The organism is Parabacteroides sp. PF5-9, from assembly GCF_029893105.1.
In the GTDB taxonomy this organism is placed as follows: Bacteria; Bacteroidota; Bacteroidia; order Bacteroidales; family Tannerellaceae; genus JARXWG01.
Genome location: NZ_JARXWG010000021.1, coordinates 41498 through 58929 on the forward strand (window position 1 = coordinate 41498; position 17432 = coordinate 58929).

The 17432-nt window shown below is 40.1% G+C and carries 12 protein-coding genes; 7 read left to right on the plus strand and 5 right to left on the minus strand.

What is annotated here, in order from left to right:
• Positions 1-92 precede the first annotated feature (92 nt).
• From mtaB to M2135_RS12300, 4 genes are all read left to right on the plus strand, one after another.
• The gene (gene mtaB, locus M2135_RS12285) at positions 93-1415 is read left to right on the plus strand and encodes a tRNA (N(6)-L-threonylcarbamoyladenosine(37)-C(2))-methylthiotransferase MtaB (protein ID WP_280748807.1); all 1323 of its coding nucleotides are present in this window, start codon (positions 93-95) and stop codon (positions 1413-1415) included.
• An 8-nt stretch (positions 1416-1423) separates the two neighbouring features.
• On the plus strand, positions 1424-2311 hold the full coding sequence (locus M2135_RS12290) for a lysophospholipid acyltransferase family protein (RefSeq protein WP_280748808.1): 888 nt from the start codon (positions 1424-1426) through the stop codon (positions 2309-2311).
• A 22-nt stretch (positions 2312-2333) separates the two neighbouring features.
• Entirely contained in the window at positions 2334-3407 is a 1074-nt protein-coding gene (locus M2135_RS12295; RefSeq protein WP_280748809.1) for a glycosyltransferase family 2 protein, read from the plus strand.
• Positions 3408-3659: 252 nt separating this feature from the next.
• Positions 3660-5165, plus strand: coding sequence for a glutamine synthetase family protein (locus M2135_RS12300; protein ID WP_280748810.1), 1506 nt, complete (start codon positions 3660-3662; stop codon positions 5163-5165).
• A gap of 88 nt (positions 5166-5253) precedes the next feature.
• Here the strand turns inward: M2135_RS12300 and M2135_RS12305 are convergent, their stop codons facing one another.
• The 4 genes from M2135_RS12305 to M2135_RS12320 form a co-directional block, all read right to left on the minus strand.
• Complete coding sequence (locus M2135_RS12305) at positions 5254-6714, minus strand: DUF3868 domain-containing protein (RefSeq protein ID WP_280748811.1); 1461 nt, start codon at positions 6712-6714, stop codon at positions 5254-5256.
• A gap of 20 nt (positions 6715-6734) precedes the next feature.
• Positions 6735-7298: a DUF3575 domain-containing protein gene (locus tag M2135_RS12310; protein ID WP_280748812.1), complete on the minus strand. Its 564-nt coding sequence runs from the start codon at positions 7296-7298 to the stop codon at positions 6735-6737.
• Positions 7299-7680: 382 nt separating this feature from the next.
• A complete protein-coding gene (locus tag M2135_RS12315; protein WP_280748813.1) occupies positions 7681-8280 on the minus strand; it encodes an OmpH family outer membrane protein in 600 nt (199 codons plus the stop codon).
• A 23-nt stretch (positions 8281-8303) separates the two neighbouring features.
• Positions 8304-8522, minus strand: coding sequence for a hypothetical protein (locus M2135_RS12320; protein ID WP_280748814.1), 219 nt, complete (start codon positions 8520-8522; stop codon positions 8304-8306).
• 147 nt (positions 8523-8669) lie between these two features.
• Here M2135_RS12320 and M2135_RS12325 point away from each other — a divergent pair, with 147 nt between their 5' ends.
• The 3 genes from M2135_RS12325 (at position 8670) to M2135_RS12335 (ending at position 12801) form a co-directional block, all read left to right on the plus strand.
• Positions 8670-10127 (plus strand): aminoacyl-histidine dipeptidase, encoded by a 1458-nt coding sequence (locus M2135_RS12325; protein ID WP_280748824.1) that lies wholly within the window; start codon positions 8670-8672, stop codon positions 10125-10127.
• An 86-nt stretch (positions 10128-10213) separates the two neighbouring features.
• Positions 10214-11701: a hypothetical protein gene (locus M2135_RS12330; protein WP_280748815.1), complete on the plus strand. Its 1488-nt coding sequence runs from the start codon at positions 10214-10216 to the stop codon at positions 11699-11701.
• A gap of 80 nt (positions 11702-11781) precedes the next feature.
• Positions 11782-12801: an endonuclease/exonuclease/phosphatase family protein gene (locus M2135_RS12335; protein WP_280748825.1), complete on the plus strand. Its 1020-nt coding sequence runs from the start codon at positions 11782-11784 to the stop codon at positions 12799-12801.
• Between the two features lie 170 nt (positions 12802-12971).
• Here M2135_RS12335 and M2135_RS12340 read toward each other — a convergent pair whose 3' ends face one another.
• Positions 12972-17420, minus strand: coding sequence for a translocation/assembly module TamB domain-containing protein (locus tag M2135_RS12340; protein ID WP_280748826.1), 4449 nt, complete (start codon positions 17418-17420; stop codon positions 12972-12974).
• Positions 17421-17432 lie beyond the last annotated feature (12 nt).

Genomic DNA, 17432 nt, shown 5'->3' on the forward strand with positions numbered 1-17432 from the left:
TTGTGCAAAAATAGAGACAATCAGGCAGATATACAACTAAAACAAAATGAACTTGGATGCTTTTAGTTAACTTTGTGGCGAATTAGAAATTTATGATTGATCATTCTGTTTTTGAAAATAAAACGGCGGCATATTTTACGTTGGGATGTAAATTGAACTTTGCAGAAACGTCAACCATCGGAAAAATGCTTGCCAATCGGGGCATTCGCAGAGTACGCTCAGGAGAAAAAGCGGATATTTGTGTAATAAATACCTGCTCGGTCACAGAGTTGGCCGACAAAAAATGCCGTCAGGCTATCCGACGGATCAGCAAACAACATCCGGGTGCTTTTATTGTCGTTACAGGTTGTTATGCGCAACTAAAACCGGAAGAGATCGCAGATATAGAGGGCGTAGATCTGGTATTGGGTGCCGAGCAGAAATTAGATATACTTCACTATCTGGATAATCTGGAAAAGAGAGAAATAGGAAAAGGGGCTGTAATTACCTCAGTATCAAAAGAGATAAAGGCATTTGCACCGTCCTGTTCGGCAGACGATCGCACGCGTCATTTTCTGAAGGTACAAGATGGATGTGATTATTATTGTTCCTATTGCACGATACCTTTTGCCCGTGGCAGGAGCCGTAATGGGTGTGTTGCAGACCTGGTCAAACAGGCCGAAGAAGTCGCCGAAAAAGGGGGCAAAGAGATTGTATTGACCGGGGTAAATATCGGGGATTTTGGGAAAAGTACGGATGAACAGTTTATCGATCTGATTCGTGCTTTGGATCGAGTTGAAGGAATTGCGCGTTATCGTATTTCGTCCATCGAACCCAATCTGATTACCGATGAGGTGATTGATTTTGTGTCAACAAGCCAAAAGTTTGCTCCTCATTTTCATATACCGCTTCAGAGTGGTAGTGATGCGGTTTTAAGGTTGATGAAGAGACGTTATGATACGGAATTATTCCGTTATAAGATCGAAAAGATTAAACAAACGATTCCTCATGCGTTTATTGGGATAGATGTGATTGTCGGAACGCGTGGAGAGACGGATGAATTGTTTGATGAAACATACGCGTTTATTCAAAGTCTTGATATCAGCCAGCTTCATGTTTTCAGCTATTCTGAAAGGGCAGGCACACAAGCTTTGAAAATCGATCATATTGTCGATTCAAAGACCAAACAAAAACGGAGCCAGCTGTTGTTGGATCTGTCGGAACAAAAATTAAACTCTTTTTATACGGCTCATATCGGCAAAACGGTCAAAGTCCTTTTTGAACATACGCGTAAAGACCAGCAGATGCATGGTTTCTCTGAAAATTACATCAAGGTGGAAATACCTTACGATTCGAATTTAAATAATGTCGTGCGACAAATCCGTTTAGGAAACTGGAATGAGGATCATACGGCATTAAAGGTTGATCAAATATAGGATGAGTTATGTTGAATAAGTTGTTATATGCATTTCTGTACATGTGGGTGAAATTACATGCGCTTTTGCCGATGCGGGTGTTATATGTGTTTTCGGATATTTTATATCTGTTTGTTTATAAGATCGTTGGATACCGTTTGCGAGTCGTTCGCCGGAACATGAAAGCCTCTTTTCCTGAAAAAACAAAAAAAGAGTTGCGGCAACTGGAGCGGGATTTTTATCACCATTTTTCAGATTATATTGTTGAAACGATCAAGCTGGCTAATATCTCCAAGGAAGATCTGTTGGAGCGAGCGATTCTCAGAAATGCAGAACTGACTGAGGAGTTGAAAAAAGAGGGACATACCTGTTTCCTTTTTATGATGGGGCATTATGGCAACTGGGAATGGTTCACGGCCTCATCCGAATGGTTTAATAAACTCCGTTTGTATCAAATATACCGTCCTCTTACGAATAAAGCCTTTGATAAATTGTTTATTTTTCTCCGTACACGTTTTGGCTCTTATGGAATCAAAAAAAATGACACTTTTCGCGATATTGTTCATTTAGTCCGGGAAAAAATAGGAAGTATCGTTGTTTTTATTGCAGATCAAACACCCAGTAAAGCGAATCTGCATTATTGGACTACCTTTTTAAATCAAGAGACTCCCATGCTTACTGGTCCGGAGCGGATAGCAAAAAAAATGAATCTTCCTGTTTTCTTTTTGGATGTGCAGAAAGTGAAACGAGGACATTATACCGTAGATCTGGAATTGATCACAGCAAATGCCAAGGATACTCCGGAATTTTGGATCACCGAACAATATGCACGGCGGATGGAACGTTCTATCTTACGAGATCCGGCTTATTGGCTATGGACGCATAAGCGTTGGAAGCACGCAGCAGAACAACACTAAACAACGAACAGCGAACAGAAAAATGACAAAATTATCGAACGATGAATTTTCAAAAAAGCGCCTATCCATCGTTATTTTGAATTGGAATGGTGCTGAATTGATGAAGCGTTTTTTACCTTCGGTGATCCAGTATTCACCGGAAGATTTAGCGGATATAATTGTAGCAGATAATGGATCAACGGATGATTCTGTTGCTATGTTGAAGGAATTTTTCCCTACAGTAAAAATTATACAACTGGATAAAAATTATGGTTTTGCCGAAGGATATAATTTAGCGATCAAACAGGTCGATACAAGATATACTGTTTTATTAAATAGTGATATTGAAGTCACAGAAGGGTGGCTGGAAGCACCATTACAAGCCATGGACGCAGATCATTCAATCGCTTGTGTGCAACCCAAGATATTAGCCGAACGCAATCGAGCCTATTTTGAATATGCCGGAGCAGCCGGAGGGTTTATTGATAAGTACGGGTATCCGTTCTGTCGGGGAAGAATTTTGCATGAGGTGGAAAAAGATTGTGGACAGTATGATGCCTCGATAGATATTTTGTGGGCATCGGGTGCCTGTTTGTTTATCCGAACAGCGATCTATTTAAAAGAAGGAGGATTAGACGCGACGTTTTTTGCTCATCAGGAAGAGGTCGATATGTGTTGGAGACTGCGTAGTAGAGGATATCGTCTGGTTTGTACACCGAATTCGGTTGTCTATCATGTCGGTGGCGCGACTTTAAAGGTGGAGAGTCCCCGGAAAACGTATTTGAATTTCAGAAATAATCTGTTGATGATCTATAAAAACCATCAGGAGAAAACCCTTCGGTCGGTTATGCGTATGCGTTTTTGTTTGGATTATTTAGCTGCGATCAAATTTTTATTGACCGGACATCTTGCTAATGCCAAAGCGGTCTACTTGGCGCGTCGCGATTACTGTCGTTTGAAAAGTGCGTATAAGGCTGTCCGTGACGAAAATTTATCAAAAACAACTCTTCACGTTATCCCAGAAACCCTTGATGATGGGATTATTTTTCTTTTTTATTTGAAAGGGAAAAAATATTTTTCGGCATTATCTCCTTCGTGGCGGAATAAGAGCCGGTGACAAACCTTTATTTACGAACCATTTTTTTGCATTATCTTCGGTGAAATCGATCATTATCGGTTATATGCGACATTGAAGAGGGAAATTCGTTTGACAATTATCAAATGAATTTTTTACAACTGTCGAATGATCATTTGATAGTTATAGAACGATCGTTTGACAATTGTCGAATGAATCTATCTTCCGGAATTCTTTTTATCTTTGATTCGAAAGCATAAAGAATCAATAACAAACACAAACACAGGAAACAGTATGAAGGATCTAAACTTAAGGCTGAGTGCAAATCTATTAGTGAAGTATCTGCAAAAGCCCGCTAATCAGTTTACGAAAGAAGATATTATTCGTTATATCAACGAAGAACAGATTCAAATGGTCAACTTCATGTATCCGGCCGGAGATGGTCGGTTGAAGACATTGAATTTTGTCATAAATAATGGTGCTTATCTTGAAGAGATACTGACCTGTGGAGAACGGGTGGATGGATCGAGTTTGTTTTCATTTGTTGAGGCTGGAAGTAGTGATCTGTATGTTGTTCCTCGTTTTCGTACAGCTTTCAGAGATCCGTTTGCAGAAATACCGACATTGACTATGTTGTGTTCTTTTTTTAATAAAGATGGTGAGCCATTGGAGAGTGCGCCAGAGTATACCTTATATAAGGCTTGTAAGGCATTTACGGATGTGACCGGCATGAGGTTTGAAGCGATGGGGGAATTGGAATATTATGTGATTGCGCCTGACGATAGTTTATTTCCTGCGACGGATCAGCGTGGCTACCATGAATCAAGTCCTTTTGCCAAATTCAATCAGTTTCGTACACAGTGCATGAAATATATTGCTCAGGCAGGTGGTTTGATCAAATATGGCCACTCTGAGGTGGGGAATTTTACATTAAACGGACTGATTTATGAACAGAATGAAATAGAATTTTTACCAACAGATGCGATTGATGCAGCAGATCAATTGATGGTGGCTAAATGGGTGATCCGTAATCTGGCCTGTCAATATGGGTATACGATTACTTTTGCTCCTAAAATAACAGCCGGAAAGGCGGGGTCGGGTATGCATATCCATATGCGGATTATGAAGGATGGTAAAAACCAGATGCTGACGAATGGACAATTGTCTGATGTGGCACGAAAAGCAATTGCCGGCATGATGTTGTTGGCTCCTTCTATTACCGCGTTTGGGAATACGAATCCGACATCGTATTTCCGTTTAGTTCCGCATCAGGAGGCTCCGACGAATGTTTGTTGGGGGGATCGAAACCGTTCGGTATTGGTCAGAGTGCCGTTGGGTTGGACGAGTCAGCAAGATATGAGCGCATTGGCCAATCCGTTAGAGCAAAAAAGTAGTTATGACACCCAGCAGAAACAAACCGTTGAGATGCGTTCGCCGGATGGTTCTGCCAATATTTATCAACTAATAGCTGGTTTGGCTGTCGCTTGTCGTCATGGTTTTGAGATGGATGATGCGCTTGGAATGGCTCAGAAAACGTATGTGAATGTGAATATTCATCGTTCGGAAAATAGTGAACAGCTGAAGTCGCTGGCGCAATTGCCAGATTGTTGTGTGAAATCAGCTGCCAGTCTGGAACAGCAACGATCGGTCTATGAACAGTATGATGTGTTTGGAGTTAAAATGATAGATGATATCATCCGGCAATTGAGTAGTTATCAGGATGAGTCCTTGAGAAATGATCTGCAATCAAACCCGGAGGAGATGATGAATTTGGTCAACAGGTATTTCCATTGTGGATAAAAAGCTTAGAACAGGATATAAAAAAGAGACGTTTCTACAAAGAAACGTCTCTTTTTGTTGTTGTGTATATAACGTTGCGTTTTACTTGTTATCTTCTTGGTTGTGAGGCTTTGAGTTGATTCAAGTTGGCCATCGCTATACGGTTACCGCTATCGGCTGCCAATTGCAAGTACTCTTGTGCGCGAGCATAATCACCTTTGCGTGCATAAGCAACTCCCAGGTTATTCCATGCTTCAGGCTGATTAATACCCTGCAAGCGGTTGATAGCCGAGTCGTATGCTTCGTACTCTATATCCTGAGCCGCTGCGTTGATATTAGCAACCGGGTCATCCGGGAATACTTTCACTGCAATATCGAATATTTCTTTAAATTCACGACTGCCTTTCGGATATGTGTTGGCTACCAGGAACATCTCGTTCAGACTCAAATAATGAGGTCTTGTCCGGATCATTTTCTTTGCTTCTTCAAGATCAAATGATCGTACAGTATACGCAATCGTATAATCATTACGTCTCAAAGGAGGATATAATGAATTCAACAGATAACGATAAGTTGTTCCTCCGGATAATGCTTTTAACTGACGTTTACGTGTTTCCGGGTTCCCGGTGTAATCGATAATACGTAAAATGGCATCCCTGTCTTGAATATATGAGTTTTCTACTGCTCTACGTAGACCTTCCCAGTCTTCACCACGCCAGTCTACGCGAATCATGTTTTGACTGATGCCATGTGTTCTTGATAAGTAGTTTACAAAGGAGTATGCTCTGTTTTGTGACAACATCATATTGCTGTTGTAATTTCCTTCAGGTGAAGCATATCCTGTTACAGTAAATGATTGTACATTCAAGTCTGAATTGTTTCTGACATCGCGGATAATCCGGTCAACCTCTTCCAGTACAGCTGCATTATTTTGGAAATTACGAATCAAGTCGTATTTGGCAACCATGTAATTGAGGTGAGCAGAATGTGTTTCGTCACGATTTTTGACCGGCTCAACATCCGGAGTTACATATAATAGTTCGTATTCGGCTTTAACCGGAGCAGGAACGCCAAATGCAATAGCTGCTGCTATGTGTTCCGCTTTTCCTAAGTCACAATCAGCACAACCGCTCACTACTTCTGCAAAAATCAACTCCGAGTCACGCATCCATTCTTCATAAGGTACACGTAATTTAACGGAGGCGCGCTGGGTCTCATCTTTAAATTTAATGATGTATTGCTGAGGCTCTACAGGGAATCTGTAGTTGCCTAAATTGATCGAACGTTGTATCGCTTTATGGCGGGTGGTTCCTACAATCATTATCGGTTCGAATATCAGATTGCGTGTTTGATTACTTGACCGAAGCATTGGTGTTAGTTCGATCATATGTTGTTTGCCCAACTCGATGCCACTGATATTGATCGTAACATCCATTAATAGTTGGTTGTCTTGGCGTGCAGCTTTTATGTTTTCGAAAAGCAAGTCCCCCTCATATGCATTTTGAGCTGACAATGTTCCGAAAGCCAACATTGACAGTAGGGCTATAATATATATATTGATCTTTTTCATAACCATTGTGAGTTAATTTGTTAACGGAAAAAGTAGATAAATGAAATCGATGTTTTGGTCGGACCGAAATAATCATAAGATCCCGGTGTTTTCTCTCCACACTCGGCGCAAGGGTACTTGTCGTATTCCAAGTGAGCATATCCCAGACCTAATGACGCTTCAAAATTCCACCGATCATTAATAATCCATTGACGACCAATACTTATACCCGCACCGATAAAATATCCTTGGTATCTCTGATCTTCTAATTGGGATAAAAATCCAAAGGGGAGTTTTAAATCTGCCACATTGAATTCACCTCCGTGGGCATGAAGACCCAAGTATGTCCCGTTAAAAGCTTCACAGAACCAGTAACGATACTCTGGTTGAACCATCCAATGCTTGAATCTTTTGTAATCTCCGAATTCAAACGGGTTGTAACCTGCGGCTAAGCTTAAAGTGCTTTTTGAACCTACTCCAAATTCGAGACCAAGGTTTGGAGTCAAGGTTAAGTCGTAAAGAACATTATTCTTTACTGCTACGCGCTGAGCGGATAAGGAGAATACAAATCCCAAAGCGATACATAAAAGGAGTAATTTCTTCATTTTGTTTTACTAAATAAATCTTTATTGTCTATATTAAAACGATTATGCTTCTCTTAAAATAGAATATAAGTTAATAGAGTTTCCTAAAAAACGTCAAATCCCTACAATTATAGCTGTTTTTATTTGACTTTTTACATAAAATATCATGCAAATATATTTAAAAAAAATCAACATACAAAAAATAAGGGGATTAACTGCTTTAAAATAGTAAAAAAAAAGCTGTAGTACTTCTCTTTGTCAAATTTGATGTTTACAACTACAGTTTAAAGGGTCTAAATGAACGATCTATAGCGTTTGCTGTGTTGGGAGAAAGGTAAACAAATAGACCCTGAATCAGAATGATTCAAGGTCTATTTTGTTGAGATTTCTAAAAAAATCCGTTTTATCGCGATGGCGAATAGTTTTTGTTAAAGTATTCTATAATTTCAGCAGTAATGTCGTATACTTCGTCGGCAAGGAGAATATTATCAACACCACTGTTACTGAAAATGACTTTGTATCCTTTATCTTTATTATAGACTTTCAACAGCGAAACGACACTATCACGCAGTTGTTCGTCCATTTTCTGAGATTCGGCTAATAGTTCGGCTGCTGTACGTTCGTCAAGATCCTGCAACTCCTGCTGTTTTTTCAATAAGCGTTGCTGTTCCTGTTCGGCACGTTCGCGGGTAAGGAATGCATTATTCTCCAGTTTGCGTTGAAAATCTTGCATCTCGGTTTGCAGAGAACGCGCTTGTTGTCCGATGTTAGCTCTGGCATTTTCCTGTTTTTTCAACTGGATCTCATACAGATCTTTCGAATAATTGTAATTGAGTAATAAAGAATCGACATTAACATATGCGATCGGCAGACTGGATGTCTCCCCGTCAGAGGCAAATGTGCGTGTGACGTTCGACTCCTTTTTTCCTGAAAATTGCATAATAAACAGTACCAAGATAGCTATGGCAAGTACTCCATTAATCACGTAGTTAATGTTCTTCATAAAGTTTAAATTAAATCTTTGTATTATTTTTTTGTTTCTTTCATTCTATCATATAGATTTCTCTGCTTTGCCGCTTCCTTGTCTTGTGTTTTAGCACAATGTATCCCTTTTTTTCTAAGCGTTTTGTTCCCTCCTACATGCGTGTTCGGAAATTCTCCTCCCTTCTTAAAAAGAATTTTTACAGACAATAGTGCAATACAAATAACAAGAATTATGACTGTTATCAATAACGTTGTAAGCATTTTCTCTATATTTGTGGACGCAAATATAAGAGTTTAAGTGATTATAAAATACCTTTTGAGTATTTAATTCTACATTTTTTTGATTATTTGAGCGTATTTCTAAAAATAGAAAGTGAATAGATCTTACATATAATATAGTATAACATGATGAAGATAACAGACTTAAAACCTAAAATGGTATGGAATTATTTCCATGAAGTAACACAAGTGCCTCGCCCTTCAAAGAAGGAAGGTAAAATTATTCAGTATCTGGAGGCATTTGCCCAAAAGCACCATATTGCAATCAAAAAGGATGAAGTAGGCAATATTTTAATGACAAAACCGGCTACTCCCGGTATGGAAGATCGCCCGACTGTCATCTTGCAATCGCATATGGATATGGTTTGCGAAAAAAATAGTGATAAGAAATTTGATTTTGATAACGATCCGATAGAAACAGTCGTCGATGGCGATTGGTTGCGTGCAAATGGCACCACCCTTGGCGCAGATAATGGAATTGGAATGGCTGCGGAATTAGCTTTATTGGCATCCAATGATATAGAACACGGGCCGATCGAATGTCTGTTTACAGTTGATGAAGAGACCGGTCTGACAGGAGCAAAAGCTTTGCAGGAAGGGTTTATGACAGGCGATATCTTATTGAATCTGGATAGTGAGGATGAGGGAGAGTTGTTTATCGGCTGTGCCGGAGGGAAAGACACTCAGGCGGTATTTCATTATAAACCAGAAGCTGTTCCATCGGATATGCTCTATTTCCGGATTGATATTAAAGGCTTGAATGGAGGACATTCCGGCGGTGAAATTCATAAAGGACTGGGAAATGCGAATAAGATTCTGGTTCGTTTCCTTTTCTTATTGAAAAAGAACTATGCGTTTGCGCTTTGTGAAATTGACGGAGGAAATCTTCGCAACGCAATAGCCCGTGAAGCTTATGCGGTGATAGGAATTAAATCATCGGATAAAGAGGCGGTACGTGTGTTATTAAATACATTTACTGCAGATGTCGAAAATGAGCTGAAACATGCTGATCCGAATGTGCGTATAACTATGGAATCGGCAGATAAACCGGCACAACAGGTTGATGAAATAACGACAGAAAAGCTTATTTATGCCATGCATGCTTGTCTGCATGGTGTTATTGCAATGAGTCATGACCTGGAAGGTTTGGTGGAAACATCGACTAATCTGGCTTCGGTAAAGATGAAAGAGGGCAATGCGATTGTCGTCGGAACGAGCCAGCGAAGTTCTATCGAATCGAGTAAAATCGCGATAGCAAATACGGTCGCTTCTGTGTTTTTGCTTGCAGGAGCAGACGTATCTCATGGCGACGGATATCCGGGATGGAGTCCGAATCCGGATTCTAAAATACTGAAAGTGGCAGCCGACGCTTACAAACGTTTGTTCAATAAAGAACCGAAGATCATGGCGATACATGCCGGTCTTGAATGTGGATTATTCCTTGAAAAACATCCTCATTTAGATATGATCTCTTTTGGTCCGACACTTCGGGATGTGCACTCACCCAGTGAACGTATTCAGATAGATACGGTTGATTTATGGTGGAGACATTTGATTGAAACATTGAAAAGCATTCCGGCAAAATAAAATACATTTTAATACGTTATAAAAGAGGAGATAGTTGATGGTATAAACTTCTCCTCTTTTTTTATTTTCATATAATCGCTGGAGAAATGAATAAATTAACCATACGCTTATTGGTCGCTTTCTTATTTGTTACAGCTTTTTTTTCAGCATGTAATGAACTGGATGACAACTACTCTACAAATCCAAGCCATCGTTTGGCTTTTTCTGTTGATACACTCACATTTGATACGGTCTTTACGACGATCGGTTCTGCCACACGGCAATTTATGATTTATAACCCCAATAGCGAACCGGTTAATGTTGAGTCGATTATGCTGGCTGGTGCCGGATCATCGGGATTTCGTATCAACGTCGATGGAAGAAGAGGGGATAGCTTCAGTGACGTAGGCATATTGGCTAAAGACAGTATGTATGTCTTTGTTGAAGTAACTGTCGATCCGAATGAAAAATACCAGCCACTGCAGGTGATCGATTCAGTGATGTTCACTTTGAATGGAAATCGGCAACGCGTAGTATTGGAGGCTTTTGGACAGGATGTATATTTATATAAAGGGGGTAAAACGATTACAAAAGATACGACCCTTACCGCCGATCGACCGTATCTGGTTTATGATAGCCTGGTGGTTAATCCCGGAGTCACAGTAAATATCGAAGAAGGAGCCACTTTTTATATGCATGATCGAGCAAATCTGGTGGTTCATGGAACGCTAAAAGTTAATGGTAGTCAAGATAAACCGGTGACTTTCAGGGGTGATCGTTTAGATTTTATTTTAAATGACATACTGCCGTATGATCGTGCCCCGGGGCAATGGGGAGGTATCTTCTTTGCGTCGGAGAGTTATAATAATACAATGGATTATGTATATATCCGAAACGGGCAAAGCGGTATGACTTTTTTACCATCATCGCCCGATCGCCCTAAGTTGAAGATCACGAATTCGCAGATTACCAATATGGATGGAAATCTGTTGACTGCCATTAACTGTCAGATCGAACTCATCAATAGCGAACTGAGTAATGCGACAGGAACGATCTCTGCATTGATGGGTGGAAAGTACCATTTTATCCATTGTACACTGGCAAATTATATGACCTATAAGAGCCGTAATGACTCCTTACCACAGGTGTTGGTTCTGTCGAATGCATTGCCGGAAAAACAAACAGCACCATTAAATGTCACATTTGATAATTGTATTATTGATGGCAACAGAGATGCGGGCAGCAAACCTTTGACTGGTGAAATACTATTGTCTCCAGAAGAAAATATCGCTTTTGAATATCAATTTAATCATTGTGTGATTAAAACAAAAAGCGAGGAGAATCCCGGTGCGGCTTTTTCAAATGTATTATTTGTCTCGAAGAGTCCTGCGTATCGCATGCTGGGTGGAGAGAAAAATAAGTATCAGTTTGATTTTCGTCTGGATTCGGCAACAACAGTGGGTGTGGGAAAAGCCGACTTGCTCATATCCCGACAATACCCTGAAGATCGCTATGGCGTGAGCCGGATAGATAGCCCGGATGGCCCCACGATTGGCGCATATGAGTTTGTGGCAGCTGAGGAAGAAGAGGAGTAGGGGAGATACGATACTCCAAACCCAAAAATAAGAACCCGACTATGAAAAAATCTTTTTGGCCTTTCTGCGTATTGCTGTGTATGAATCTGTTTTATGCAAATTCACAACAACACTTTCGGGTGATGAGTTATAATGTTGAAAATTTGCTGGATACAAAAGATAACCCAAAGACAATAGATGATGAGTTTTTACCCAAAGGAAGTCGTTATTGGACAAATGGGAGGTATATCCATAAATTGCAACAAATAGCAAAAGTTATTTCTGCTGCCGGCGAATGGGATACTCCTGCTATTGTCGGTCTGTGTGAAATAGAGAATGATTCGGTACTTGACCGGTTGGTGAATCAGACCTCATTACGTTTGCAGCAGTATCGGTATTGTTTGACATCAACCTCCGATCAGCGGGGAATAAACGTCGCATTGTTGTATCAGCGGGATAAATTCGGATATATCGCACACCATTCACATCCGGTGCGGTTTGCCTCCGGCACAATACGTTCAACACGTGATATTCTTCATGTATATGGCGAAATTATTTCCGGAGATACCTTGGATGTTTTTGTGTGTCATTTTCCTTCCCGCTACGGAGGAGAGAAGGAGAGTGAGAATAGACGTCTTGAAGCCGCAAGAACCTTGAGATTGTTATGTGATTCTTTATACAACGTTCGTAAAAAACCACAATTTTTGATCATGGGTGATTTTAATGATACGCCTGGTGATAAAAGCCTACGAAATATCTTGACAGCATTACCTTATTCCTCCTTCTCCAAACAAGAAAAAGAAAATTTATCCCCCAAAGATCAACTTCAATTATATAATCTTTTTGCAGATTCTGATCAATTCCGATTTCCGGGAAGTCATAAATACCAGGGAGAATGGAATCAACTCGATCATATAATTGTCAATAAGGAGTTGTTGGATCACTCTTCTGCGATGTGTTTAGATGCTGAAACGGTAAGGTTGTTTGCTCCTGATTTTTTATTGGTAAAAGACAAAACCTGGCATGGACTCCGTCCCAAGCGAACCTATTATGGATTTAAATATGAAAAGGGATATAGTGATCATTTACCGTTACTGGCTGATTTTTATATTACTTTCTGATCGTTTTTTCTCAAACTGTAGAACGTTTTTCTGTTAGAGGTACCTCTAAACGAATTTAGACGTACCTCTAAATCGATTTACACCTACCTCTAAAATAATTTAGAGGTACCTCTAACAGAAAATGGATGTAGGTGTAACAAAAAAAAGACCTTGAGGTTTTAAAAAAACAACTACAATTCTTTTGTAATACCTGTAGATGTTGTCGAATCAGTAGGCATAATAAGAGTCGGCTGTTCAAGGATAGGGGAGAAGTTTCTCTTTTTTCTGCGGAATAGTTCCGAGGGGTGGGTAAACTCCTTTTTAAACATAATACCTACTCCCTGAGTTGTGAGGGACTGTTTCAGGTAACGATTCATGTCATTGGCATGATTGTAGGCCTTTAATCGGATTTCGCCGGATGGAGTTAGTTTGTATTCAAGGTCGAATTCTCCGATGAATACGTTGTTATTCTCAATCGTACTGTTTTTGTATCCTAAATTGCCGTTGATGATCAACCGGTTGTCTAATAGTTGACTGGAAAGAAGCATTTCGACTTCCGTATTTTCATTAAAACCTTCTTGTCCGGCTCTGATATTGGTGCCGATCTGTACTTTATCCGTAAAACTGTTCAGGATACTGGAGAGTTGGGAAGATATAGCCGAAGAGGCTACCGCGTTGAATTCATTTGAGCCGTATCCTTTGGTATAATCCGGTGTGTAGAACTTATTTAAGACTAATAAATAGACAATCTGTCGCATCATCATTTCATCAGTATCGATAAGACTTCTTACTTGCCGTTGAAGTTCATCGGTTGAACCTGGAAATTCGATGTCAAAGCTGATATCGGGGCTTCTTAATCTGCCGTCAAGCATAAGTACGCAGTTGACCGGCACGCTGGCACGTGCGGTTTCCAAAAGAAGTGCCTCGTCTAAATCGCCAAGGTTTGCTGTCAAATTATACGTCGCATTGATATTCATATTGGCATTGTACGGATCTCCTTGGAAATCGATGGTGCTGCCTTCTCTGATTTTGAAATTCTTATGGATGAGTTGTTGAAGACTAAAATTGTAGTTTCCATCGACAATTTGAACACCACCAAAGATTCTCAGATCCGATTTTGTACCATATTGTACTTGCACGCTTCCGCTTCCGTTTCCTTTAATGCGATCGCCAGCTGTTGGATCCATGATCAGTTCAACGTTGGCTTCGGGGGTAATGTCAAGGAGAAAGTTCATGCGCATTTCTGTCCCTTCTTCCGGAGTAATAGTCGAAATAGGTATAGAATCTGTGTCTATAGTATGTAGGTTGGGAATCGTTTTTTTATCGATGAAAGTGATGAAATTGTATTCGTCGGAAGCCGAATTGGTCATAAAATTAAAATTCACGGAAGTACGGGGAGCGCTTTGCATATTGATGTCAAAATTGACAAGGTCTTTATTTCCGTTGATATCGACAGCGCCACTGCCGAATACTGTTCCGTATATCATCGGATTATCTTTCTCCGCTTTGTCGTAGACCAGGAAATTATTCGCTTGAACGTTTGCTGTGAAATTATAATCTTTGAAATATTGGTGATTGAAAGTCAAATTGACTTTGGCGCTATTATTGAATTTGTCATATACGGTCGCATTTTGAACATGGATCGCTTTGCTGTCCATAAAAACAGAATCTGAAAAGGTATAGTAGGTGTTGAGAAAATCGATGCCCAGTCCACCTTCTTTGACATAGGCGTTGCCTTCTACCGTTAATTCTTTAAAAGGACCATATAGATGAACTTGTCCGAAGCCATGTCCTTGAATGTTTGTGGCAACTTTCTCTAAAAAAGGATGCAGAAAGGCAATGTCGACATCATTGGCATCGAAATGTAGTGACAGTCCTTCATTTGGCTTGACAGGGAAGATGTATCCGCTGACATCGGTCCATGTACTGTCGTTCTTATAGATGGATCCCAACATTAAAATTCCTCGTTGTGCGTCATCCCACTCGCTGAAAAGATTCAGGCGTCCCAGATGGACTTGGTTGAAGGAGAAGTTTTGAACTTCAAGATCGGTGTTCAGCATCCGGCTGCTGTATAGGTCGTTGATATAGAATGTTCCAGTCGCTTCACCTCCAAATTGCAATACCGGAATATTGAGTGTCTCGAAAATATAACTGAGTTCGATTTTGTTTAAATCCAGTTGAAGTGTATCTAACGGATTTTTGGATATAACTCCATCAAAATGGGCGTATTGCCTTTCGTTACCTATCGTGAAATTATCAATGTCGATCCGGTTGTTTTGAACCGTAATAGCGGCAGGTCCCATATTCCATAAAGAGTCTTTGATAATGAGCGGACTTTGATCGATAGAGATTTCAGTACGTAGGAAACTATTTCCTTTTTCATCTTTTTCTTCGGCAAAATAGGTTGAAGTAATCAGATCGGCTTTGAATAACTGTTCTTTATTATTGGCCCATTCTATTCGGCTATTCATCCGGTTGTTTTTTGCGTCGAATTTCAATTTCAGATAGTTGCGCAACCCTTTCGGATTATAATTGGTGGCATTTAATTGTAAAGCGACCTCTTCATTGGGGTTGTCAGAAACCAGATGGCCGGATTCAAACATAGCGTTTCCTATATTGAACTTAGGAAACCAGGCCTCTAATCTGAATTTGTTGTATCGATTGTTATAATGTCCGGTAATTCTTCCCTGGTTGATAATAGAGAAGGGGAGTTTAAATGTGTTTGAGAGATTTTCTGTATTCTCAAAGGTAAGGAGTAGTGAAAAGTTATTTTCTTTAGCTGCTTGTTCTTGGTAAGAGGTATTGATAACGGCAGGAACGTATTCCCGGAATGTATTCATCAGACTGGGGATTATCGTTGTAAAGGAATAAGTGCCGGTTACTTCTCCATTGAATAGATCGGATTTAATTGTTAGCTGACGATCTTCCAGATGGCCTTTTGCTGCTATTTCCAGTTTTTTTAGAAAAAAATCATGAGGAGTGGTTTTGAATGAAAAGCTGTCTACTTGTAAACTTCCGGCAATATTGTCGATGTTATTTCCGGTGAAATCGGCATTTATTGAGAATGACAGTAATGGATTTTCGTATTGACTGGAAAGATTCAGGCTGTCTAAGCGGATGTTTTGGGCATTTGCTGTAAAATTAAAAACCGAGTGTTGTCCTTGGTGTTGAAACATTCCTTCGGCAGATAATTCTCCATTGGGATCGTTGATGTGGATAAATCCGTCAAATCCATTGTGTTTGAAATTGCCGGATAATAGGATGTTTTTGTATTTATAATCTCTGAAATCAACCTCTTCAATGTCTCCACGGATATTTCCGGAAAACTGTCCGTTGGGTGGGCGATGGGTATCGAGGTCGATCGTAAATTGAATATTTCCGTAGGGATTGTTTTCTTCAAATAAATTTTCAATCAATAAACCATCTGTTTCCATATGACCACGAACGTAAGTCGCTATGCCCTCTTTAGGGTTGCTTCCGAATAAGATATCTGTTTTGATGGAGCCGATTGCTGATGAAATTTCGCCGAAAGCGACCAGGTTGTCAAAAAAACCTGAAATCTCCCCATTAAAATGGATTGTTCCCAGTTGCTTTACAGGTTGCGGTAGTGTAATCGGACGTTCGCTGAAGTTGTTGACAATTCCCTCTAATCCTTCTGTTGTAATATACATGCGGTTTACCCGACCCAATAAATAGGCCTCTTCCGGGTTGGATATGCCTCTTAGTTCCATTTTTCCGGTAAAGAGCATTTTATCACTGTATTTCAAGGTTAAATCCTGCAGGTTGATGTTGTTGAGGTATCCTGTGGCTTCGGCGGACAGTTCAATATCATCGGCAAAATTGATAAATACTGGCATGAAAGGCGATAAATCCTGAAGGCAAATCATAGAGGGGGTTATGCGCAGATTGATCGGAGCGTCGTTTAATAAATGGGAAAGAGTCTCTATTTTGTTATGACTGATTGTGGCTTTATCTATTCTCAGATCGGTTCGCGGAAGTTTGATCCGGAAATTATCTATGAATGTGCTGTCGGGATTGCTGACAAGATTCATGGAGAGTTTTTCCATCGTGAAGCCGGAGCTTTCTTTGAAACTTAATCGTTTGATATTGGCATTAATACTGTCTTTGTTAAATGCTTTCAACGTGATGTTCGCATTTAGATTTTGAATATCGATGTGGTTGGGGTCAAACCGATCGTCTTTTTTGCTTTCATTGGCCACATGATAGGTGAAATTTCCCCGGCGAATAAGAATGGAGTTGAATTGCAGATCGATATCCGGATTCCTGTTTGGCGAATCTTTACTGGAAAAAGCATCAATGATGAATTGCAGGTTTAGTGGTTCTTCCTGACTCTTCTTGGAGAGATGAATGTTAAAACCAAATAACCGGATGGTGGTGAATACAAATCGCCCTTGCATAAATGGGATCATTTCGAATCCGGCGGCCAGATGATTTGCTTCCAAAAGCGGTTGGCCTGATTCGTCTTCCAGATAAACATCATCAAGGGTTAAACGGTTAAACCAGGATATGCCGACTTTCCCGATTTGAACAGGCACACCCAGATGTTCGGATAATTCTTTTGTCGCAATAGCTGTGATTTGCCGTTGAATATATGGTATATTTACCAGAATAATCGGCATGACATAGAATAC